The sequence below is a fragment of the Corynebacterium capitovis DSM 44611 genome, assembly GCF_030440535.1.
GTDB lineage: Bacteria > Actinomycetota > Actinomycetes > Mycobacteriales > Mycobacteriaceae > Corynebacterium > Corynebacterium capitovis.
In genome coordinates, this window is the sequence record NZ_CP047117.1 from 372,906 (window position 1) to 392,890 (window position 19,985).

Consider the following 19,985-nt stretch of genomic DNA (forward strand, 5'->3'; position numbering starts at 1 on the left):
TTTACTTTTCGACGGCGGCGAGGCCCCGCTCCAGGTCAGCCAGAATGTCATCAATGCTCTCGATGCCCACGCTCAGACGTACCGTCGCCTGCGTGATCCCGGCTCGCGCCAGGCCCGCCTCGTCGGACTGCGAATGGGTCGTCGACGCCGGGTGCACCACCAGCGAGCGGACGTCGCCGATGTTGGCCAGGTTGGAGTGGAGTTGTAAGGCGTCGATAAATGCCCAGGCCTTCGAGCGGTCACTCGGGTCGCCCGCGAGGTCGAAGGAGAGGACGGAACCGGTGTGCGGGAGCCCGAGCTTTTCCTTCACCTCGTAGTAGGGCGAGTCCGGCAAGCCCGCGTAGTTGACAGAGGCGACCTTGTCGCTCGCGGCGAGAAACTCCGCGACGCGTCGGGCGTTGTCGTTGTGGCGCTCGACACGGAGGCCCAGCGTGTCCAGGCCCTGCAGCGCGACCCAGGCGTTGAACGGTGAGATGGCCGCGCCGGTGTCGCGCAGGATGCCCGCGCGTGCCTTGAGCGCGAACGCCGGGGCTCCCAGGTCAGCGTACGTCAGGCCGTGGTACGCGGGGTCCGGGGTGACGAAGTAGGGGAAGACGGGTTGCCCGTCGCGTTCGACGGTCCAGTCGAAGCGCCCGGCGTCGACAAGAATGCCGCCGATGGCCGCACCGTTGCCGGTGTAGAACTTCGTCGTGGAAGCGACGACGATGTCGGCCCCGAGCTCGAGCGGGCGGACGAGGGCAGCCGTGGCCATCGTGTTATCCACGATAAGCGGTACGTTGTTGCGGTGGGCCACGTCCGCCACGGCCGGGATGTCCAGGACGTCGGCGATGGGGTTACCGAAAGTCTCGCCGTAGAATGCCCTCGTGTTCGGCTGGACGGCGGCCTGCCAGGATTCGGGGTCGTCGGGGTTGTCGACGAAAGTGAAGTCGATACCCAGGCGGGGGAGCGTGATCTTAAAGAGCGTCTCCGTTCCCCCGTAGAGGCGCGGCGAGGTGACGATGTGGTCACCGGCCGAGGCCAGGTTCGTGATCGCGGCCGTTTCCGCGGCCATTCCGGAGGCGAATGCGACCGCTGCAACCCCGCCCTCGAGGCTGGCGAGGCGATCCTCCAACGCCTGCTGCGTGGGGTTCGTGATGCGGGTGTAGATCGGGCCCGCGTCCGAGAGGTTGAAGCGGCTCTCGGCGTGAGCGGCGTCGTTGAAAACGTACGACGTCGTCATGTAAATAGGCTGGTTCCTCGCCCCATAGTCAGAGTCGACCGGCTGGCCGGCGTGGATTGCGCGGGTCTCAAAGGCCCACGACTGGGCGTCGGAATTGTCGTACTTGGTCATGCGGCCAATGTATCCGTGCGCGGTGATCTTCTGGACCAAGCTGTCTGATAAGTGCGATTACGTGCACTTTTACGTGAATAAAAATGTGGTGACTGAGTAGGAAAACGGAAGATGAACGGGTGTATTGATGGCGAGGTGAAAGGATGACGAACATACCATGATGGGGACCGTCTAGATAAGCTCCGAATGAAGGAATGCGCATGTCCATCGTCGTTTTCGACATCGGTAAGGTTCTCGTCCCCGAGGGAGACCGCATCCCCCGCCTCATGTCGTACCTCACCGACAGCGGGGTGATCGTTAGAGTTGACGATCTTATGCGTGGCTACTGGGCACATCGAGACGACTATGACCTCGGGCTGACCGAGGCGGAGTACTGGCCCAAGGTGCTCCAGGACGCCGGGCTGGAAGAATCCGCCTACGCCGGAGTCGACGTCGAGGGCCTCGGGGCCCTTGACGGGGCACGCAACTCCGTGCTCGTGCCGGAGACCGAAGAGCTGCTGGCGGACCTCCGCGCCGGGGGCCACCACGTCGGCCTGCTCAGCAACGCGCCGACTTCAATGATCAAGGCCGTGCGCGAATCCAACTGGGGCAGCGAGATTGAGGTGAAGATCTTCTCCGCTGAGGTCGGAGTAGCCAAGCCGGCACAGCGCATCTTCGAGATCGCCGAGGAGCGCCTCAAGGAGCGCTACCCCGACTACGAGCGCGAGACCACGTTCTTCTTTGATGATCGCCAGGTCAACATCGGTGGGGCGCTCGAGTTCGGGTGGGACGCCCACCTATGGGAGGGTGCTGAAAAGGCGCGCGAGACACTGTCGCTCTAAGCCTCGCAGCATACTGAGTCCCTTACGGTCCCTTACGGTCCCTTACGGTCCCTTACGCGGGATCGAAGTAGAGCAGTGGCGGGAAGGACTGCATGTCGTTGAAAATGCAGAACCCGACGCGCTCGAGGTCGACCGAGGTGACCTCGGCGGCCCAGGAGTCGTAGAGGGCCTTCGCCTCGAGGAGGGCAGGCTCGTCCGGCTCGGCCACGGTAAGCCGGTAGCCCAGCGTGGAGTGGAAGTGGTACTCACTGAGCTCCTTCACGGGGATCTCGAGGACCGCCCCGGCTTGCTTCCGGAACCTATCGAGCTCGGCGTTGACCTCGTCGTCGGCGGGTACGAGCTTAAACGTCAGCCGCTCGTGGAGATCGAACACACCGGTTGTCTTCATCTCCAGCCGCGTCGGCGCGGCAATGCGGGCCTCCGCGAGGCGCTGGCGCATGCGGACCACGGCTTCCGGGAAGTCGTTGGCGTCCTCGAGCCAGGTCGGGAGGGTGCCGTTCGCCTCGGGCCCTTCGAGCACCGTCATGTGGAAGCTCGATGGCACCGTGAAGGCGAAGTCACTCTCCCACCCGCGCGAACGGGCATCGCTTTGGATTCTCTCCCCAACCTCCTGGAGCGCAGAACCCTCCCGCACGGCGGCAACAAAGGTCGATCCTGGGTGCACCTTTGACACGCCGTCAGTGCGGAACTTGGCCAGTGTGCCAGGGGTTCCAACGAGGCCCGCCACTACTTACCAGCTCGGGTGTTGTAGGAGGCGATGGCGGAATCGGCGCCCTGCTTCGCGGTTTCGAGCGCGGTCTTGGCGTCCGAGCCGTTAGCGATGGTGGACATGGCCTCGGCGTAGCTCTTGCGCGCGTCGTTGAGCGCACCGGTGTGGCAGCCGGCGCTCACGGTGTTGACCGGGGTGGTGCCTAGCTGGTCGAGCAGGGACTCGTGCTGCGGGGTGAGGTTAGAGAGCTTCTCCGTCGCGGTGGTGGTCGTGGGCAGGTAGCCGGTCTCCTGGAAGATCTGCGTCTGGGACTCGTCGGAGCCGATGAACTTCATGAACTCCCACGCGGCCTTGATCTCCTCGTCGGAGTTGCCTTCCTTAACGGCCCACAGCGAGTTACCACCCGGGGCGGCACCGGACTCTGCGGTGTCGCGCGGCATGCGGTGGATGGACCAGTCGAAGGCGACGTTGCCCTTCTGGATGTTGCCGTAATTCGACGAGGAGTTCATCTGGAGGGCGACTTCGCCGGCGAGGAACGCGCCTGTCGCGGCAGAGGCGTCGGTGCCCGGGTTGTGGATCGCGCCGGCCTTGTACAGGTCAGAGATGCGCTGCCACACGGACACGAGCGCGGGGTCAGTGAGGTTGAACTCGGTGGCCTGCTCCTTGCCGACGCCATTGCCCGGTGCGCAGAACTCCTTGCCTAGTGACGCCGCCAGCTGCTCCATGTACCACGCGGAGTGCTGGAAGGTAATGCCCGGCTTGCCGGTCTTTGCGTGGACCTGCTCGATGGCGTCGAGAAGACCCTTTTTGCACCAGTTGCTGGGGATGAAGGTTGCGGGGCTTATCGTGGCCACCGGCGACCTCCCGAGCAGCGCGCTCGAGCCATTCATGGTGCGAGTCCCCATCCTGCGTATCTGCACCCCGGAGCCCGATAGGCTCGTCCATGCGGTCTCCTATGACGCGGCGGCGGCGGGCGAGGAGCTCGCTCGGCGCGTCTTGGAATCCGGACACACCCGCATCGCCGTTGTGCGGACCAATTCCGAAATCTCTATCCCCGAATGGACCAGGGCGACGGCGGCCATCGGCGCAATCCGCGGGTCCGGTCTCGAGCCGTTTATTGTCGACGTCCGCAACGACACCGGTGCCGACTACATCCTCCCGCTCGTCCAAAGCGGTGCCGTCAGCGTGGTGATGTGCCCGTCGGACCGACGGCAGGTGGGGTTTATCGAGTTGTTCGAAAGGAGCGGGCTTTCCGTGCCCGGCGATGTGAGCGTCACTGGGTGCGATGGTCTCCTCCCCGGCTCGGAGGTCATGGGGCTGACCACCTACCGCTGGCCGGTTCAGCGCGTGGCGGAGACGGCGATGGCCCAGATGATCGACATAATTGACCGCTTCGGCACCCCGGACAATCGCCTCTCCCCGGTAAGCATCACCATCGGCGGGGAGCTCATTCCCGGCCGGACGCTGGCACGGGTCGCGGGGGAATAATCGGAAAGCAGTTAATGGGGATGCTAAGCGCCACATCAACCCTCCTACCCTCCTAGCAGGTGGCGCTCTTGCCGACCAACTGGATTCCCGCGGGATGACCGCTACTCGCGGCCACCCCTTCGCCTGGAACTATCGAACCAGCGCCCTAGCAGCTAGACGTGAGACAGCTCATCGATGATGCGGTTGAAGGTCTTCGACGGGCGCATGACGACAGTGGTCTTCGCGTCGTCGGGGAAATAGTAGCCGCCAAGGTCGGCAGGCGAACCCTGAACGGCGAGGAGCTCGGAGGCGATTGTGTCGGCATTGTCCCGAAGTTGGGCGGCGACGGGGCCGAAGGTTGCAGCCAGGTCGGCGTCATCAGTCTGGGCGGCGAGCTCTTCAGCCCAGAAGAGGGCCAGGTAGAAGTGGGAGCCGCGGTTGTCGATCTCGCCGACATTGCGGGACGGGGACTTACCCTCGACCAGAAGCGTCTCGGTGGCGCGATCGAGGGCGCTGGCCAGGACGTCAGCGCGGGCGTTGCCGTAGTCCGCTTCGAGGCGAAGGGACTCGGCGAGGGCGAGGAATTCGCCCAGGGAATCCCAGCGCAGGTGGTTTTCCTCCTGCAGCTGCTGGACGTGCTTCGGGGCGGATCCGCCGGCGCCTGTTTCGAAGAGGCCGCCGCCGGCCATGAGTGGCACGATGGAGAGCATCTTGGCGGAGGTCCCGAGCTCGAGGATCGGGAACAGGTCGGTGTTGTAGTCGCGGAGGACGTTCCCGGTGACGGAGATAGTGTCCTCGCCGCGGCGCAGCCGCTCCACGGTCGTCTTCGTCGCCTCGACGGGGGAGGCGATGGAGATGTCTAATCCCTCGGTGTCGTGATCCTGCAGGTACTTCTCGACGAGGCCGATCAGGTTACGGTCGTGCGCACGCTTGTCGTCGAGCCAGAAGATGGCCTTCATGCCGGACTTGCGGGAGCGGTCGACGGCGAGCTTGACCCAGTCGCGGATCGGGGTGTCCTTGGTCTGGCAGGCGCGCCAGATGTCACCTGCTTCGACGTCGTGGGAGATGAGCACCTCGCCGGCGGAGTTGGTGACGGTGACGGTGCCGTCGTAAAGAATCTTGAAGGTCTTGTCGTGGGAGCCGTACTCTTCCGCCTTCTGCGCCATGAGACCGACGTTCGGGACGGTGCCCATCGTGGCGGGGTCGAAGGCTCCGTTCGCCCGACAGTCGTCGATGACGACCTGGTAGATGCCGGCGTAGGAGGAGTCGGGGATGGTAGCCAGGGTGTCTTGTTCCTGGTTGTCGGCATTCCACATGTGGCCGGAGGTGCGGATCATTGCCGGCATGGACGCGTCGACGATGACGTCGGAGGGGACGTGGAGGTTGGTGATGCCGCGCGAGGAGTTGACCATGGCCAGCTCGGGGCCGTCGACGAGGGCGTCGTTGATCGCGGCGCGGATCTCCTCGCCGTTGTCGAGCTCGGTGAGACCGTCGAGGATGGCGCCGAGGCCGTTCTCGCCATTGAGGCCGGCAGTGAGCAGCGTGGCTCCGTACTTGTCGTAGACGTCCTTGAAGTAGGCGCGGACGACGTGGCCGAAGATGATGGGGTCCGAGACCTTCATCATCGTGGCCTTGAGGTGGGCGGAGAAGAGGACTCCTTCTTCTTTGGCGCGCGAGATGGCGTCGAGAAGAAATGCGTCGAGGGCCTTGGCGGACATGAAGGTGCCGTCGATGACCTCGCCCTCGAGGACCTTAAGGTCGGAGCGCAGCACCGTTTCGGTTCCGTCATGGCCGGTCAGCGTGATGGTGAGGGTGTCTTCGGTGGGCATGATGACGGACTTCTCGTTGTGGCGGAAGTCGTTGTCGGTCATGGTCGTCACGTTGGTCTTGGAGTCGCTCGACCACTCGCCCATGGTGTGCGGGTGCATGCGCGTGTAGTTCTTCACGGCCTCGGGGGCGCGGCGGTCAGAGTTGCCCTCACGAAGTACGGGGTTGACGGCGGAACCGGTGACGGTGGCGTACTTGGCCAAAACCGCGCGATCCTCGGCGGTGGCGGGGTGGTCCGGGTAGCTCGGGATATCGAAGCCCTTGGCTTGGAGCTCGGCGATGGCCTTCTTCAGCTGGACCAGCGAGGCGGAGATGTTCGGGAGCTTGACGATGTTCGCTTCCGGCTCGCGCGCCAGCTGGCCTAGCTCGGCGAGAGCGTCGCGCGCCAGGTCGTCGTCTACTCGCTCAGGGAAGAGGGCGAGGATGCGTCCGGCCACAGAGATGTCACGCGTTTCGACGTCAACACCGGCGCTCGAGGTGAAAGCCTTGATGACCGGCAGCAACGAGTACGTTGCCAGCAACGGTGCTTCGTCGGTGTGCGTCCACATAATCGTGCCCACTATTTTTGCTCCTCTAAGTTCCTTGAGACAGTCCGGTTATACAGAATACCTATGTTTGACTAATACGGTCATTAATGGTGTCGAGGGCGGAATGTATGGTGTCTGCCATGACTCTCACCATCGCGTCCGTGAACGTCAACGGGATTCGCGCGGCTACGAAAGTGCGCAGCGAGGTCAACCCAGGCATGCTCGGATGGCTCGCTGGCACGGTCGCCGACGTCGTTCTTATACAAGAGGTGCGCGCCACTGCGGAACAAGCCGCCGCAGCGCTCGCGCCGGCCCTCGAGCAGGGGTGGCACCTCGCCGTGGCACCCGCCGAAGCGCCGGGTGCGAAGGGTCGGGCCGGGGTGGGCATCCTCAGCCGCGAGCCTTTCGCCGAGGTCGAGGTTGGGATCGACGGCTTCCGTGACGCGGGCCGTTTTATCGCTGCCACACTTATCGACGGCACCCGCGTGGCCTCCCTCTACCTGCCCTCGGGTTCAGCCGGCACTGCAAAACAGGACGAGAAGTACCGCTTCCTCGACAGTCTTGAACCGCTCCTCGAACAGTGGGCTGGCGAGCACCAACACATGGTCGTGGGCGGGGACTGGAACATCTGCCATCGACGCGAGGACCTGAAAAACTGGCGCACGAACCGAACCAAGTCAGGTTTCTTGCCGGACGAGCGAGCGTTCATGGACGCGCTCTTCGGCGCCTACCCCGACGAGGAGGCGCAGGACGCGGATGCGAAAGGGCTCTACAGCTGGGCGGGGGCGGTGGAGTACGTGTCCGAGGGGCGTCGAGAAGTGAATGCCGAGCCCCGCTGGTTTGACGTCGCCCGGAGGCTCGACCCGGAGGGGGCGCCGTTTACGTGGTGGACCTTCCGCGGGCAGGCATTCAACAACGACGCCGGCTGGCGCATCGACTACCAAGCCGCCACCGCTGACATGCTGGGTCGCGCGCAGCGCAGCTGGGTAGAGAAAGCCGCGACCGTGGAAGAACGCTGGTCCGACCACTCGCCACTGCTGGTAGCGTACAGCTCATGACGGCGCTCGATGTATCGGGTCTGCTCACGTCCCTCTACCTGGTTGGCATCACGGCCGAGGCGATGACCGCCGCCGTGTCGGCGGGACGGATGCGTATGGACTTATTCGGGGTGGTGACGCTCGGCGCGATCACGGCGCTGGGCGGCGGGACCGTCCGCGACCTCCTGCTCGGCGTCTACCCGTTGACGTGGGTCGCCCACCCTCGCTACCTACTGGTGGTGATCATCGCCTCGGTCGTAACGGTGCGGATTAGCTGGCTGATGTACCAGCTGCGTCGCTTCTTCCTCGTCGCCGACGCCGTGGGCCTGGCCACCTTCGTTGTGCTGGGCATTCAGGTCGCGCTGGGCCACGGCCACGGCTTTGTTATCTCCTGCGTCGCGGCGGTGACCACGGGTGTGTCCGGCGGGGTAATGCGCGACGTCCTGTCCGACCGCGTCCCGCTGGTGTTCCGCCACGAGATGTATGCCTCGACGGCGGTGATCGGCACGTGCGTGTGGTGGGGCCTCATGTTGCTGGGCGCGCCCGATTGGATCAACGTGCTGGCCACCCTGAGTGTCGTCCTCAGTACGCGCCTGATTTCGCTCAAACGCGGCTGGGACCTGCCCGTCTACGAGTACGACGAGGAGCAGGTCAAGGCGCGCAACCCGCGCGAGGTTCTCTACACGCAGGGGCGGAAGATTCCGGGGGCGCGCTGGGCATACCGCGGGCTGCGCCGGATCCGCGGGGGCCGCGGCGCGGGCGACGTTTAGAATCGGTAGCCATGACTGAGAAGCAGCGTGTCCTCTCCGGCATCCAGCCCACGGCAGATTCCTACCACCTAGGGAATTATCTGGGGGCGCTGAAGCAGTGGATCGCCTTGCAAGACGAGTACGACGCGTTCTACTTCATCCCCGACCTGCACGCCATCACGGTGGAGCAAGACCCGGCCGAGCTGCGTGAACGCACAATCAAGGGCTGCGCCCAGCTCATCGCCCTGGGCATCGACCCGGTGAAGTCGACGCTGTTCGTCCAGTCCCATGTACCGGCCCACGCCGAGCTGACGTGGGTGTTGCAGTGCATCACCGGGTTCGGCGAGGCGTCGCGTATGACCCAGTTCAAAGACAAGTCGGCTAAGCAGGGGCAAGACCGGGCCACGGTCGGGCTGTTTACCTACCCCATGCTCATGGCGGCAGACATTCTGCTCTATTCCCCGCACCTCGTTCCCGTGGGTGAGGACCAGCGCCAGCACCTCGAACTGACCCGCACGCTTGCGGAGCGGTTCAACTCCCGTTTCGGCGAGACGTTTGTCGTGCCCGAAGGCTTCATCCCCGACGGTTCGGCGAAGATCTATGACCTGCAGGACCCGACCTCGAAGATGAGCAAATCGGGGGCCAATCCAAAGGGCCTCATCAATCTTCTCGACGCGCCCGCGACCTCCGCCAAGCGCATAAAATCCGCCGTCACCGATGCGGACGGGGTCATTGCCTTCGATCGGGAGGCGAAACCTGGTGTGTCCAACCTGCTGGCCATCCAGTCGGCGCTGACGGGCACGACTATCGACGCGCTCGTCGCCGGTTACGAGGGCAAGGGTTATGGCGCGTTGAAGGTCGACACGGCCGACGCGTTAGAGGCCTTTACCACGCCGTTGCGTGCCCGCTACGACGAACTCATGTCCGACAGGGCCCAGCTGGAGTCGGTTCTCGTAGAAGGAGCGGCGCGCGCCCGCGAGGTCTCCGAGCCGCTGCTGGCGAAGGTCTACGATCGGGTGGGCTTCCTGCCCGCCCGGGTTCCTCTACGATGAAATAGCTGGCGCGTTCTGCGCGTCCCTCTTGTCCCACGACTGAGTAAGGAAGGCCGATGGCTATCTCCACGTCGCCGCGCAAAGACTATATAGATGAGCAGGGCATTGAGCGCGCAAACAAGCAGCAGGACGAGGGGGCGGTGGGAAAAGTCACGAAGAAGTCGCCGATCCTTGCGCACCTGATGCGGATGAATGACCGTTTTTCCTCCCAGGGTGGCAACCAGCTCTCGGCGGGAATTACCTACTTCTCGGTGCTTGCGCTCTTCCCGCTGACCATGCTCATTTTCTCTGGACTCGGGTTCTTCCTCGTCTCCCGGCCGGATCTGCTTACGCAGGTACAGGACCAAATCCACAGCTCGCTCGGCGGCGACCTGGGAGATACCGTGTCAGAGCTCGTTGATTCGGCCATTGAACAGCGCGGGACCGTCGCCGGAATCGGTTTGCTGACCACGTTGTGGTCGGGGCTCGGGTGGATGAACAACCTGCGCGTCGGGATTTCGGAGATGTGGAACATCGACGCCAATGAGGGCGGCAGCTTCATCAAGAAGAAGGTGTGGGATCTTCTCGGCTTGATCGGGCTCATCATCCTCCTCCTGCTCGCCTTCGCCGTCACCGCAATCGGCACCTCCCATTGGACCTCCGACCTGTTGGCCTACCTGCGCCTCGACGGTGTGCCGGGGGCCCGCTTCCTGGTGTGGTTGGTCGGCCTAGTGGCGGGATTGCTTGCCAACTTCTTGGTCATGGCATGGCTGATCATCTTCATGCCGCGCACGAAGGTTCCGCTGATGTCCGGCATCAAGGGCGCGTTGTTGGGTGCGGTCGCGTTCGAGCTGATTAAGCAGTTCGCCACTGTCATCATCAGCTCCGCGTCGAACAACCCGGCTGGTGCGCTCTTCGGCCCGATCATCACGCTGATGGTCGTGTTGTACCTCGTCTGGCGTGTTGTCCTCTATGTGTCGGCCTGGACCGCGACGACCACGGAGTCGCTCAAGGCAGCCCCGGCCGATGTTCCCGAACCGGCCGTCATCAACGTCCGCGCGGGCGTTGCCGCACAAGCCCGGCGCGCCCACTCGGACAACGGCCGAGCCCTAGGGATCGGGGCTGTGGCGGGCCTTATCGGCGCCGGCGTGCTCTCGCTGCTAGCGCGCGACTAGCTCCCCACAGCGCCACGGCGACCGCCACGAGGGCGAGCGCGATGATGGCGGGGGGTTCCTTCGCGCTGGGTTCGCTTGCGGGCTCGGCAGCGGTTGCTTCTCTCGCCGAATCACCAGCGCCGAGAGTGCCCACGGGCTGCGTGAACCGGTACGACTCGTGCAGCAGACTTTGGGCCTGCTGCCACGGCCTCGCCTTATCGACGGTTGTGTCCAGCACCACCGCGACGAGCCGGCGCCCCGCGTGATTCACCGCTCCCACGAACGTGTGGTTGGCATCGTCGGTGTACCCCGTTTTACCGCCGATCCCGTCGGGGTCGTTCAAATACAGCGCGTTGTCGTTCCACACCTCGAACCCGGGTTCGCCGTTTTGGCCGGGAAAGGGGTAGAAGTCGGTGGCCACGATTCCGGCGAAGGTCGGGTCTGCGAAGGCGGCCCGGTAGGCCAAGCCCATGTCGTAGGCGGAGGTGGACATTCCGGCGGCGTCGAGACCCGTGTAACTCACAGCGCGGGTGTCGGCCATGCCGAGAGCGTGCGCCAGATCGTTGACTTTGCGCAGCGTCTCATCGTCGCCTCCCAGCTGCTGCGCCAGGGCGTGGGCCGCGTCGTTACCGCTTGCCATGAGCAGGCCGTGCAACAGGTCGTTGACGGTGTAGGTTCCGCCGGCGACCACACCGACGGCGGAACCTTCTTGGTCTGCAGACTCCTGCGTCACGACAACGACCTGGTCCAGGGGCAGCTCGCGGATGGTCACGAGCGCGAGGAGGACCTTCACAATGGAGGCGGGACGGTAGCGGCCGTGCGGGTCCTTTTCGGCGATGATGTCACCGGTGTCCAGGTCAGCGACCAGCCACGCCGACGCCAACACGGACTCGTCTACGACGAAACCGGCCGGAGCTGACACCCCGCACGACCCGTGGTAGGTCACCGGGAGGGGCTGCGGGGCGGGGGCGGCCGCCTCCGAAGTCGTGACGGGCCCGGGTGGCCACGTTGCCTGCGGGCAGGTTGCGGTGTCCGGCGCGGCCGTCCGCGTGGCGGAGAGGACCAGGGCGGCGGCGAGAAAGGGGGCGGGGTTCATCGCGACACAGTCTACTGGGGTAAGCGGGAGGACTGGGGCGGTGGGCGTCGAAAAGAAAAAGGGCTTCTGAGCAGCGGTACCTTAGGCTTTCCATGCTTGCGGGGCGGTGCCGGGGAGGGTAGATAAAGGTCCATGAACGCGGTCACCCCCAACACGGGCCTCAACGAGCGGCTGAACAAGCTGCGTGCGGCGGTTCTTGGCGCCAACGACGGGATTGTTTCGACAGCAGCGGTCGTCGTCGGAGTAGCCGGCGCAACTTCCGACGCGCGTGCGATCGCGGCTTCCGGACTTGCCTCGCTGGTCGGAGGGGCGGTGTCCATGGCGCTGGGGGAGTACGTCTCGGTGTCCTCGCAGCGGGATATGGAGCGGGCGTACATCGCGAAGGAGCGCCAGCTGCACCAAGACGACCCGAACGGCGAGTTCGATCACCTCGTGCGCGGCTACATGCGAGACGGGTTGAGCCGGCCGACCGCCCTGCGCGTTGCGCGGGAGATGACCGCCACCAATCCGCTTAGGGCACACCTGAAGATGCACTACGGAATCGACCAGGACGACATCGTGAGCCCGTGGACGGCCGCGGCGGCGTCGTTCCTGAGCTTCTTCGTTGGCGCTTTGGTGCCTCTGGCCGCGGTGCTCAGTCCCCCAGCGCAGTGGCGCGTGCCACTGACTTTCGTCGTTACCCTCGCTGCTCTGGCGCTCACCGGTCACGTGTCGGCACGGATTGGCGGTGCCTCACCCGGCCGGGCGGTGCTGCGCCTCGTGCTGGGTGGGGCGATCGGGCTTGCCGTGACCTTCGGGGCGGGGTGGGTGTTCGGCGCCACCGTGGGGTAGCCCGGATCAGAACTTGGAGAAGCGCTTGATTAGTTGATTTTCCAATTCGACCCACGCCTCGGACTTATCGCTGAACGGGGGCGAGGGCACGTAGCCCGCCGATTCCGTCGCGCCCATCATATAGGCCAGATAGTCCTGCATCCGCGGGTTGGCCAGGAGGAAAGAATTCAGCGAATCATCCGCGGCCCAGTCGGCGGCGTCGGCGAGAAGCTCGTAGGCCTTGGACATCTGCGCCGTGTCCACCGCCTCGGGGCCTTCGGCGATGTCCTCGGCGAGTCCGCTGAAGGAGTACGCGTTGTCTGGGTGCACCGTCACGTCGAGCTCGCCGGCGTTTGCCGCGTTCATGATCTCGCCCCAGGTGGAGACCCCGGCGAGGTCATGGTCTTCGTTCCCCACGATCCAGCGGCCCAGGTGCTTGGCTGAGGGGAAGGTGAAGATCTCGCCGTACTTGCCCAGAAAAACGGGGGAGGAACCGAGGTACGTGCGCAGCGTGTAGACGGTCTTGCCCTGGATGGACACCTTCACCGGATCGATGCCGGCGGTCGCCCACACCGACTCGTCGTAGGGGTCGCGTGCTGCCGCCGCGGCCTTTTCCTCCTCTTCCTTCTGCGCGCGCTCCTGTTCCCGCTTTTGCTCGGCGGCGGCGATGCGGCTCTCGGCGTCGGCCACGGAAGCTTCGCTTAACGCCGCCCCGCCGTCCCTCACAACCCCGTCCAGGGAGCGCACCACGTCCGCCCAATTCGCCAGCACGACTCGGCCCACGCCGCTCCACTCGTTCATTCCGTTGTCCCCCGCGTAGTGCTCGGCACCGCGGGCGACGCTGTCGAGGATGGAGTGGGACGCGAAGAAGATCTGCGCCTGCTCGGCGGTGCCCACGTCGGCCAGCGACTTTGAGACCTGGAAGACACGCGCCAGGCGGGATACATTCTCGTGGCTCGGACGGCCCGCGAGGTAGGACGGGGCCCCGACGATGTCGTAGGCGTCGCGCTCCCGGGGAACGACCCGGTCCGCCCCCTGCATCTGGAAGTGGCCCCACGAGGGGTGGTCGGTCAGGTCGTGCTGGGGCTGTTGCTCGAGGTAGCTCAACAGGTGCGCCGGGGAGGCGAAAGCAAGGACGGATTCGTCGTCACCCAAGAATGCCTGCCACTCGGTGCCGTTTTCTTTCCACGTCGGTGCCCACAGTGTGTAGACGTCGCCCTCGGTGAGAGACAACTTGATGGGGAGGATCGCGCGCGTGCTCATGGAGGGCAACTTTACTAAACGACGCTACGCCGTAGGCCGCCAGAATCCCCTGAACCCCATTCCAATGTTCTCGGTTCGCACTGGGTTGAGTTGAACGGGATCACCCGCTTCGATATACATGCCGTCCCCGGCGTACATCGCCACGTGCCCGTCCCACACCGCGAGGTCACCGGGTTGGAGTTGGTCGTAGGTCACCTGCTGGCCGATCGCCTGTTCGTGGGCCATCCGAGGCAGCTCAACACCGGCCTGGCGGTACGCCCACGACGTTAACCCAGAGCAGTCGAATCCTTCTGGTCCGGTGCCTCCCCACGCGTACGGTGCCCCGAGCTGGGTCTTCGCGGCCTCGACGGCGGCGCGCCCGACCTCGCTGTTCTCCTGGTTGCCACCCCCCGCCGGAACGGGCAGGGACGCCGCCTCGAACACGGCGGGAACTGGTTCGTCGCTCTCCGGTGCGGAGTACCTTTCCAACTCGCGGGTGGCCCTCACCGCGGTGTCGCTCGGGTTCAGGGGTGGGCGGGCCGCCGCATCACTTACCGTTTTGCTGAGGAGTGCGACGTGCGGTTCGAGGTCGCGTTCCAGCTGCGCAAGGCGGGATTCGGCGCGAGTAAACGCCGACACGGTGAGGTGCGCGAGTCGTGCCGCGGCAGGGCCGCCGGACAAGGGGTTGAGCACAAGGGGCACGAGTGTCGAGGCCTCGGCGTAGAAGGAAAGGGTCAGCCGCGTCAGGTCATCGCCCGCCGCGGCAATAAGCGCCGCGCCCTCGCGCGCGGCTGTTTCCACGGCAGATTGATCCGAGTACAACGCTGCGACTGCGTCCTGCATGCGGGCGGGGTCCGCGCTGACGATGTGCGCGAGGCCTGCAACGGCATTGAAAAGTGGGAACGGCGCGCCCGCGACCACTGGCTCTATCAGTCCCGGCACCCGCTGTAGGAGTGCGGATGCGGCTGCCTCTGGGGTGATCACGCGGACATCACTCCCAGATTCTTGCTCAGCTGCGAGTCCTGCTGCTGGGCCGCGCTCACTGTCAGCTCCATCACGTCGGCAAGGCGCCTCGCTTCCCGGCTCAACTCCGCCGTTCGTTCATTCACGCATGCAATTGCCGTTGCAAGCGAGGAGGTAAACGCCGCGGTCGGGCCCGCCGTAACCGGTGTGACCGCGCTCAGCGGCGCGAGCGAGTCGGCATCGGCGCGCAACGACGCCACGAGGCGTTCTACCGTATCGGGGTCGATCTGAAAAACTGCGGGCGTGGACTGTGCAACGGTCATGTCCTATTGGACTGTCGCGTCCACGTTTCGGTTCCATTGGGCGGCGAAGTTGTCACTAGCATGGGTGGGTATGCAGACAACCGTCGTGAACCACCCTCTTGCCGCCTCCCGTCTCACGATCATGCGTGACGTCCGCAGCGACAACTCGGTGTTCCGCGCGGCCCTCGCCGACCTTGCAGCCATGCTTGTATACGAGGCGGCGCGCGACCTCGCTGTTGAGACTTTCGACTGCCTCACGCCTGTCGCGGTGGCGGAGGGCCACAGGCTGCGCACCCCGCCCATCATCGTGCCGGTCATCCGCGCCGGGCTGGGGATGATTGACCCGGCCCTGTCCATGATCCCCGACGCGCAGGTCGGGTTCATCGGGCTCGCGCGCAACGAGACCACCCACGAGCCTGTTCCTTACTTGGAGGCGCTGCCGGACGATCTCTCCGGCCAGCCCGTATTCTTGGTCGATCCGATGCTGGCCACCGGTGGCTCCCTCCTGCACGCGATTGAGCTGTTAGTGGGCCGCGGGGCAGATAACATCACCTGCGTGTGCGTGGTGTCGGCGCAGGTGGGCGTCGACAAGCTGGAGGCCCTCGAGTACCCCGGTCTGACTCTCAGGCTGGTCACGGCGGCCGTCGATCCCGGGTTGAATGCGGACGCGTACATCGTGCCTGGGCTTGGGGATGCCGGTGACCGCTTGTACGGTCCGCGCAACATTGATCTGTAGTACCCTCATCGGGGATGACGCGACCGGGGGGTCGCGTGAGGGGGGAACAAGCATGGCGGACGTGTTGCCGCACTCGTACTGGGCGAGCTACGGATTTGCGCTGGCCACGAGGTTGCGCATGTTGCGCTGCATGCGTGGCCTGACACAGTTGCGGTTAGCGGAGCTGTCGGGGGTGTCGCGCAGCCTCATTTCGAACATGGAGCGCAACCATTACAACAGCAGACGAAGCGCGGACCCGACGCTGTCCACGCTGTACCGGCTGGCCTACGCCCTGCGGGTTCCGCCCGCGGTCCTGCTGCCGGGAGTTGGTCAGCCAGTGGGGGAGCCCTGTTCCGACCAGTCACAGGCTTTGCCGGTTGTCGCCGTGGTGTGGCCCGAGGTCCCCGAGGATACGGCTCGTTTTGGTGAGGCCTACCTGGCGGCGGGCAGCAGTCTGCGCGATCCGTGTTTCCAACTCCCGCTGGGAGAGGTGTAACGAACCGCTTAGTCTAGTTGCTAGACTCCTTCTCATAGGATTGTCGATACGGGGAAGGATTATCGTGGGAATCGCCGCAGACGTGACACGCTGGCTGGAGAATCACCACGACACGGTGATCGGTTGGCGCCGCCACATCCATTCCCACCCCGAGCTGTCGAACGAAGAAACCGCGACGACGCGCTTTCTTTCCGACGTCCTCAGCGCCCACGGTTTGAACCCCGTCCCTTTCCCTGGCACCGGTCTCTACGTTGACCTCGGGCCCGAGGGGGGAGACCGACTTGCGTTCCGGGCGGACATCGACGCGCTTAAGGTGCCCGAGCTTACGGGGCTCGACTTCGCATCAACGACGCCCGGGGTGTCCCACGCCTGCGGTCACGACATCCACACGACCGTCGCGCTCGCCCTGGCCTGCGCGCTTTCGGAAACGACTCTGCCCTACGGCGTGCGCATCATCTTCCAGCCCGCCGAGGAAGTGATGGGGTCGGGCGCCGTTGACGTGATCGAGTGGGGAGGGCTGAACAATGTCGCTGCCATCTATGCTCTTCACGTCGAGCCGACGCTGCGTGTGGGGCACATCGGCGTGCGTACCGGCGCCATCACATCGGCCGCCGACGTGCTCCGCCTCGACATTTCCGGCCCCGGTGGTCACACTTCCCGTCCGCACATCACGGCCGACGTTGTCTACGCCCTTGGCTCCGTGATCACCCAGCTCCCGGCCTTGTTATCGCGCCGGGTGGACCCCCGCACCGGTACCGTCCTCGTTTTCGGGCAGGTGCAGTCCGGGTATGCGGCCAACGCGATCCCGCGGTCCGGCATGGTGCGCGGCACCATCCGCACCGCCGACATCGCGACCTGGCGGGCCCTAGAGGGCCTCCTCACTGAGCTCATTGGGCAGATTATTGCGCCCACGGGGTGCGACTTCACCCTTCATTACCAGCGTGGCGTGCCGCCCGTTCTCAACGACGATGTCGCGACCGCTCTCATCGTCGAGGCGGGCCGCTCGATCGACCCGCATGCGGTGGTCGCGGCACCGCAGTCGTCGGGAGGCGAAGATTTCTCCTGGTACCTCGAGCAGGTGCCCGGTTCGATGGTGCGCCTCGGCGCGTGGCCCGGCAAAGGAGAGAAACAGGATCTCCACCGGGGAGACCTCTGCGTTGACGAGCGCTCAATCGGGGTCGGTGTGCGGCTTTTCGGGGCGCTCGTCGAAAGGTATTTTACCGCGGTCGCTGCTGACGATTCCTAGCTGTACACTGGCACGGGGTTTTTGCAGGCTCGGTGCGGTACAGGCTTGAAGGAGTTATTTAGTGTCAAAGAAGATCGTCATCATTGGTGGTGGCCCTGCGGGTTACGAGGCCGCACTTGTCGGCTCAAAGTACGGAGCAGACATCACCCTGGTTGAGGATCAGGCTATTGGCGGCTCCGGCATCAATCTGGACGTTGTCCCGTCCAAAGGGTTCATCGCCGCCGCCAACATCAAGACCGACCTGCGCCGCGCAGATGACATGGGCCTCAATCACGGCCTGGGGGAGGCGCGACTCCTTTTCACGGCGCTGAACAACCGTGTCGTGGCCCTGGCCTCGGAGCAATCCCGCGACATCCGGTTGCAGCTGGAGCGCGCGGGCGTGAAAATTGTCAAAGGTCGCGGCGCCTTTTCCACTGAGCAGACGGGCCACACCACGCACAGCGTGAAGGTGACATATCCCGACGGGGAGTTCGAGCGGCTCGACGCCGATATGGTGCTGGTGTGCACCGGAGCGAGCCCTCGTGTGCTGCGCGGCGCCGAGCCGGACGGCGAGCGCATCTTGAATTGGCGCCAGGTGTACAACCTCATCGAGCAGCCCGAGCACCTCATTGTCGTCGGCTCCGGCGTGACGGGCGCGGAAATGGTGTCTGCATTCGCTGAGCTCGGCGTCAAAGTCACGATGGTGTCCTCGGGCAGCAGGATCCTGCCCCACGATGACGCCGACGCGGCAGACGTCCTCGAGGATGTCCTCGCTGGTCGTGGCGTGTCTCTGGTCAAGGATGCATACGCTGAATCCGTAGTGAACACCGGTGAGGGGGTGGTTGTGCGGACCAAGGATGGCCGTGAAATCACGGGCAGCCACGCGCTGATGTCGATCGGTTCGATCCCGAACACCGCAACACTCAACCTGGAAGGCGCCGGTGTGGCGACCACTCCTTCCGGTCACATTCACGTCGATAGGGTCTCGCGTACGAACGTCCCCGGGATCTACGCGGCGGGTGACTGTTCCGACCTCATGCCGTTGGCTTCGGTTGCCGCGATGCAGGGGCGCATCGCGATGCACCACTCGCTTGGTGAGGGCGTCGAGCCCCTGCGCCTGAAGACGATTGGCAATGCCGTCTTCACGCGTCCCGAGATCGCGGCCGTCGGCGTGAGCGAAAAGCAGATTGCTAACGGCGAGGTCGACGCGGACGTGATCAAGCTGGACTTGGCCACGAACCCACGCGCGAAGATGCGCTCCCTCAAACACGGTTTTGTGAAGATCTTTGCCCGTAAGGGGTCCGGCCAGGTTCTTGGTGGCGTCATCGTCGCCCCGACTGCCTCGGAGCTCATTCTCTCGTTGACGATCGCGGTGACGAACAACCTTACGGTCGCGCAGCTCGCCGAGTCCCTGGCCGTGTACCCTTCGCTCTCTGGCTCGATCACTGAAGCCGCCCGTCGCCTGGTGACCTCCACAGACCTGGACTAGAATCCCGTTCGCATGGGGGGTGTGCGAATGAAACGGTTTGGATTACTGCTGTGTGCGGTGGGGTTGCTCGCGAGTTGTGGCACGGACGACGGTGGGGACGCCACGGTTACCGGGGCTGCTTCGTCTAACATTGTGACAACAGGGAGCGTGGCCCCGCCGGACGCTGAGCCTACAGCGTTTCATTTCCGCAGCGGCGACTTGGTGCTCGGGCCTTTCGATCCGTACGCAGTGCTCGGGAACGTGTTTGATCCGTGCGCGGAGATTTCTGTTGAGGAATTTGCGGCGGCGGGGTTTACGGTCGATCCAAGCCGAGGAGTGACATCATCTGAGCGGGGAGTTAGCAGCTGTTTTGTAGAAGGCTCCGACCCATACGTGATTGCCGGGTTCGGAGGTAACGCGGCTAACCGAGAGGTAATTTCCTCTAAGAAGACGCTTCTCTCCGGGTATTCTTCTGTAATTCCCGGGTTGTTTGTCTACGGGGATGGGCGTTCGGAAGACGCGATGTGTACGGCGGCCGTTGAGACACCCCGGGGTAGTTTGACCTCATCGTTTGGAACTTTGCGGCCCAGCGAATCCCTTGACACCCTCTGCGCGGAGGCAGTTCATATGTTGGAAGCGCTATTTCTGCTAAACCGTTAGAGCACTAAACTCTCGGTGTCACTTCAGTGTGCGCCGATCGCTCGACACTGATTAGAACCGTTTCTATTGTTGAAGTGGCAATGTCTGCTGCGGGGTGCAGTCAATCAAGATGTCGAGGGGGAAACATTGAACGCACTAATGAGGGTCGAGGTGCCGTCCGTCAAGGACGCAGTCTGGCGCTTGAGAGATATCTCAAGCGGGATATCCCGGTTGTACTTACATGGCAGCAAAGGTGACCTGTTGACCTTTTCCCCCGTTTCCGGCCTCGATTTTGCGGGCCGAATGCACGGGGCTATCACGCAGAATTATGAACCGGATGCCACTCGCGCGTTCGCTACGCATATCTTAGACGCAGC

20 protein-coding genes are annotated in these 19,985 nt (G+C 64.4%); 12 read left to right on the plus strand and 8 right to left on the minus strand.

Annotation, left to right across the window (positions count from 1 at the left end; all coding sequences use genetic code 11):
* Window position 1: 1 nt before the first annotated feature.
* Window positions 2–1,330 carry an O-acetylhomoserine/O-acetylserine sulfhydrylase gene (locus CAPI_RS01910; protein ID WP_026157137.1) on the minus strand — a complete coding sequence of 443 codons (1,329 nt, stop codon included), beginning with the start codon at window positions 1,328–1,330 and terminating at the stop codon, window positions 2–4.
* Between the two features lie 200 nt (window positions 1,331–1,530).
* Here CAPI_RS01910 and CAPI_RS01915 point away from each other — a divergent pair, with 200 nt between their 5' ends.
* Window positions 1,531–2,151, plus strand: a complete 621-nt coding sequence (locus CAPI_RS01915; RefSeq protein WP_018017589.1) for an HAD family hydrolase — start codon at window positions 1,531–1,533, stop codon at window positions 2,149–2,151.
* Between the two features lie 52 nt (window positions 2,152–2,203).
* Here CAPI_RS01915 and CAPI_RS01920 read toward each other — a convergent pair whose 3' ends face one another.
* Both CAPI_RS01920 and CAPI_RS01925 read right to left on the minus strand, forming a co-directional pair.
* Window positions 2,204–2,878 carry a DUF1868 domain-containing protein gene (locus CAPI_RS01920; RefSeq protein WP_018017590.1) on the minus strand — a complete coding sequence of 225 codons (675 nt, stop codon included), beginning with the start codon at window positions 2,876–2,878 and terminating at the stop codon, window positions 2,204–2,206.
* A complete protein-coding gene (locus CAPI_RS01925) occupies window positions 2,878–3,714 on the minus strand; it encodes an extracellular solute-binding protein (protein WP_169331512.1) in 837 nt (278 codons plus the stop codon). Before CAPI_RS01925 ends, CAPI_RS01920 begins: the two co-directional genes overlap by 1 nt.
* Here CAPI_RS01925 and CAPI_RS01930 point away from each other — a divergent pair.
* Complete coding sequence (locus tag CAPI_RS01930; protein WP_169331513.1) at window positions 3,707–4,348, plus strand: substrate-binding domain-containing protein; 642 nt, start codon at window positions 3,707–3,709, stop codon at window positions 4,346–4,348. The genes CAPI_RS01925 and CAPI_RS01930 overlap by 8 nt on opposite strands.
* A gap of 152 nt (window positions 4,349–4,500) precedes the next feature.
* On the opposite strand, the gene CAPI_RS01935 is transcribed toward CAPI_RS01930, so the two are convergent.
* A complete protein-coding gene (locus tag CAPI_RS01935) occupies window positions 4,501–6,714 on the minus strand; it encodes an NADP-dependent isocitrate dehydrogenase (protein ID WP_018017593.1) in 2,214 nt (737 codons plus the stop codon).
* Between the two features lie 107 nt (window positions 6,715–6,821).
* Here CAPI_RS01935 and CAPI_RS01940 point away from each other — a divergent pair, with 107 nt between their 5' ends.
* Genes CAPI_RS01940 through CAPI_RS01955 form a run of 4 tightly spaced genes read left to right on the plus strand, consistent with a single transcriptional unit; the run spans window position 6,822 to window position 10,673 of the window.
* Window positions 6,822–7,739 (plus strand): exodeoxyribonuclease III, encoded by a 918-nt coding sequence (locus CAPI_RS01940; protein WP_018017594.1) that lies wholly within the window; start codon window positions 6,822–6,824, stop codon window positions 7,737–7,739.
* The gene (locus tag CAPI_RS01945; protein WP_018017595.1) at window positions 7,736–8,488 is read left to right on the plus strand and encodes a trimeric intracellular cation channel family protein; all 753 of its coding nucleotides are present in this window, start codon (window positions 7,736–7,738) and stop codon (window positions 8,486–8,488) included. Before CAPI_RS01940 ends, CAPI_RS01945 begins: the two co-directional genes overlap by 4 nt.
* A gap of 11 nt (window positions 8,489–8,499) precedes the next feature.
* Window positions 8,500–9,519, plus strand: coding sequence for a tryptophan--tRNA ligase (gene trpS / locus CAPI_RS01950; protein ID WP_018017596.1), 1,020 nt, complete (start codon window positions 8,500–8,502; stop codon window positions 9,517–9,519).
* Window positions 9,520–9,575: 56 nt separating this feature from the next.
* Window positions 9,576–10,673, plus strand: coding sequence for a YhjD/YihY/BrkB family envelope integrity protein (locus tag CAPI_RS01955; protein ID WP_018017597.1), 1,098 nt, complete (start codon window positions 9,576–9,578; stop codon window positions 10,671–10,673).
* Here CAPI_RS01955 and CAPI_RS01960 read toward each other — a convergent pair.
* Window positions 10,633–11,748, minus strand: a complete 1,116-nt coding sequence (locus CAPI_RS01960; RefSeq protein ID WP_018017598.1) for a D-alanyl-D-alanine carboxypeptidase family protein — start codon at window positions 11,746–11,748, stop codon at window positions 10,633–10,635. The genes CAPI_RS01955 and CAPI_RS01960 overlap by 41 nt on opposite strands.
* A gap of 132 nt (window positions 11,749–11,880) precedes the next feature.
* On the opposite strand from CAPI_RS01960, the gene CAPI_RS01965 reads away from it, so the two are divergent.
* Window positions 11,881–12,579 (plus strand): VIT1/CCC1 transporter family protein, encoded by a 699-nt coding sequence (locus CAPI_RS01965; protein WP_018017599.1) that lies wholly within the window; start codon window positions 11,881–11,883, stop codon window positions 12,577–12,579.
* A gap of 6 nt (window positions 12,580–12,585) precedes the next feature.
* Here CAPI_RS01965 and CAPI_RS01970 read toward each other — a convergent pair whose 3' ends face one another.
* The 3 genes from CAPI_RS01970 to CAPI_RS01980 are packed head-to-tail and all read right to left on the minus strand — an operon-like array spanning window position 12,586 to window position 15,086.
* Window positions 12,586–13,821, minus strand: coding sequence for a SatS C-terminal domain-containing protein (locus CAPI_RS01970; RefSeq protein WP_018017600.1), 1,236 nt, complete (start codon window positions 13,819–13,821; stop codon window positions 12,586–12,588).
* A 24-nt stretch (window positions 13,822–13,845) separates the two neighbouring features.
* Window positions 13,846–14,721, minus strand: coding sequence for a C40 family peptidase (locus CAPI_RS01975; RefSeq protein WP_018017601.1), 876 nt, complete (start codon window positions 14,719–14,721; stop codon window positions 13,846–13,848).
* Window positions 14,722–14,780: 59 nt separating this feature from the next.
* Complete coding sequence (locus CAPI_RS01980; RefSeq protein WP_018017602.1) at window positions 14,781–15,086, minus strand: hypothetical protein; 306 nt, start codon at window positions 15,084–15,086, stop codon at window positions 14,781–14,783.
* Between the two features lie 70 nt (window positions 15,087–15,156).
* Between CAPI_RS01980 and upp the strand changes: the two genes are divergently transcribed.
* The 5 genes from upp to CAPI_RS09615 all read left to right on the plus strand — a co-directional run bounded on the left by upp (window position 15,157) and on the right by CAPI_RS09615 (window position 19,629).
* Window positions 15,157–15,801, plus strand: coding sequence for a uracil phosphoribosyltransferase (gene upp, locus CAPI_RS01985; RefSeq protein WP_018017603.1), 645 nt, complete (start codon window positions 15,157–15,159; stop codon window positions 15,799–15,801).
* A 52-nt stretch (window positions 15,802–15,853) separates the two neighbouring features.
* The gene (locus CAPI_RS01990; RefSeq protein WP_018017604.1) at window positions 15,854–16,276 is read left to right on the plus strand and encodes a helix-turn-helix domain-containing protein; all 423 of its coding nucleotides are present in this window, start codon (window positions 15,854–15,856) and stop codon (window positions 16,274–16,276) included.
* A gap of 64 nt (window positions 16,277–16,340) precedes the next feature.
* Window positions 16,341–17,522 (plus strand): amidohydrolase, encoded by a 1,182-nt coding sequence (locus CAPI_RS01995; RefSeq protein WP_018017605.1) that lies wholly within the window; start codon window positions 16,341–16,343, stop codon window positions 17,520–17,522.
* Window positions 17,523–17,583: 61 nt separating this feature from the next.
* Window positions 17,584–18,990: an NAD(P)H-quinone dehydrogenase gene (locus CAPI_RS02000; RefSeq protein WP_018017606.1), complete on the plus strand. Its 1,407-nt coding sequence runs from the start codon at window positions 17,584–17,586 to the stop codon at window positions 18,988–18,990.
* A 27-nt stretch (window positions 18,991–19,017) separates the two neighbouring features.
* Window positions 19,018–19,629, plus strand: coding sequence for a DUF3558 family protein (locus CAPI_RS09615; protein WP_169331514.1), 612 nt, complete (start codon window positions 19,018–19,020; stop codon window positions 19,627–19,629).
* Window positions 19,630–19,985: the final 356 nt, after the last annotated feature.

Excerpts from the sequence above, each read along its gene's own strand:
- CAPI_RS01965 (WP_018017599.1), top strand. The coding sequence starts at position 11,881 with ATGAACGCGGTCACCCCCAACACGGGCCTCAACGAGCGGCTGAACAAG.
- CAPI_RS01955 (WP_018017597.1), top strand. The coding sequence starts at position 9,576 with ATGGCTATCTCCACGTCGCCGCGCAAAGACTATATAGATGAGCAGGGC.
- CAPI_RS09615 (WP_169331514.1), top strand. The coding sequence starts at position 19,018 with ATGAAACGGTTTGGATTACTGCTGTGTGCGGTGGGGTTGCTCGCGAGT.
- trpS (WP_018017596.1), top strand. The coding sequence starts at position 8,500 with ATGACTGAGAAGCAGCGTGTCCTCTCCGGCATCCAGCCCACGGCAGAT.
- CAPI_RS01910 (WP_026157137.1), bottom strand. The coding sequence starts at position 1,330 with ATGACCAAGTACGACAATTCCGACGCCCAGTCGTGGGCCTTTGAGACC.
- CAPI_RS01970 (WP_018017600.1), bottom strand. The coding sequence starts at position 13,821 with ATGAGCACGCGCGCGATCCTCCCCATCAAGTTGTCTCTCACCGAGGGC.
- CAPI_RS01915 (WP_018017589.1), top strand. The coding sequence starts at position 1,531 with ATGTCCATCGTCGTTTTCGACATCGGTAAGGTTCTCGTCCCCGAGGGA.
- CAPI_RS01990 (WP_018017604.1), top strand. The coding sequence starts at position 15,854 with ATGGCGGACGTGTTGCCGCACTCGTACTGGGCGAGCTACGGATTTGCG.
- CAPI_RS01960 (WP_018017598.1), bottom strand. The coding sequence starts at position 11,748 with ATGAACCCCGCCCCCTTTCTCGCCGCCGCCCTGGTCCTCTCCGCCACG.
- CAPI_RS01945 (WP_018017595.1), top strand. The coding sequence starts at position 7,736 with ATGACGGCGCTCGATGTATCGGGTCTGCTCACGTCCCTCTACCTGGTT.
- CAPI_RS01980 (WP_018017602.1), bottom strand. The coding sequence starts at position 15,086 with ATGACCGTTGCACAGTCCACGCCCGCAGTTTTTCAGATCGACCCCGAT.
- upp (WP_018017603.1), top strand. The coding sequence starts at position 15,157 with ATGCAGACAACCGTCGTGAACCACCCTCTTGCCGCCTCCCGTCTCACG.
- CAPI_RS01940 (WP_018017594.1), top strand. The coding sequence starts at position 6,822 with ATGACTCTCACCATCGCGTCCGTGAACGTCAACGGGATTCGCGCGGCT.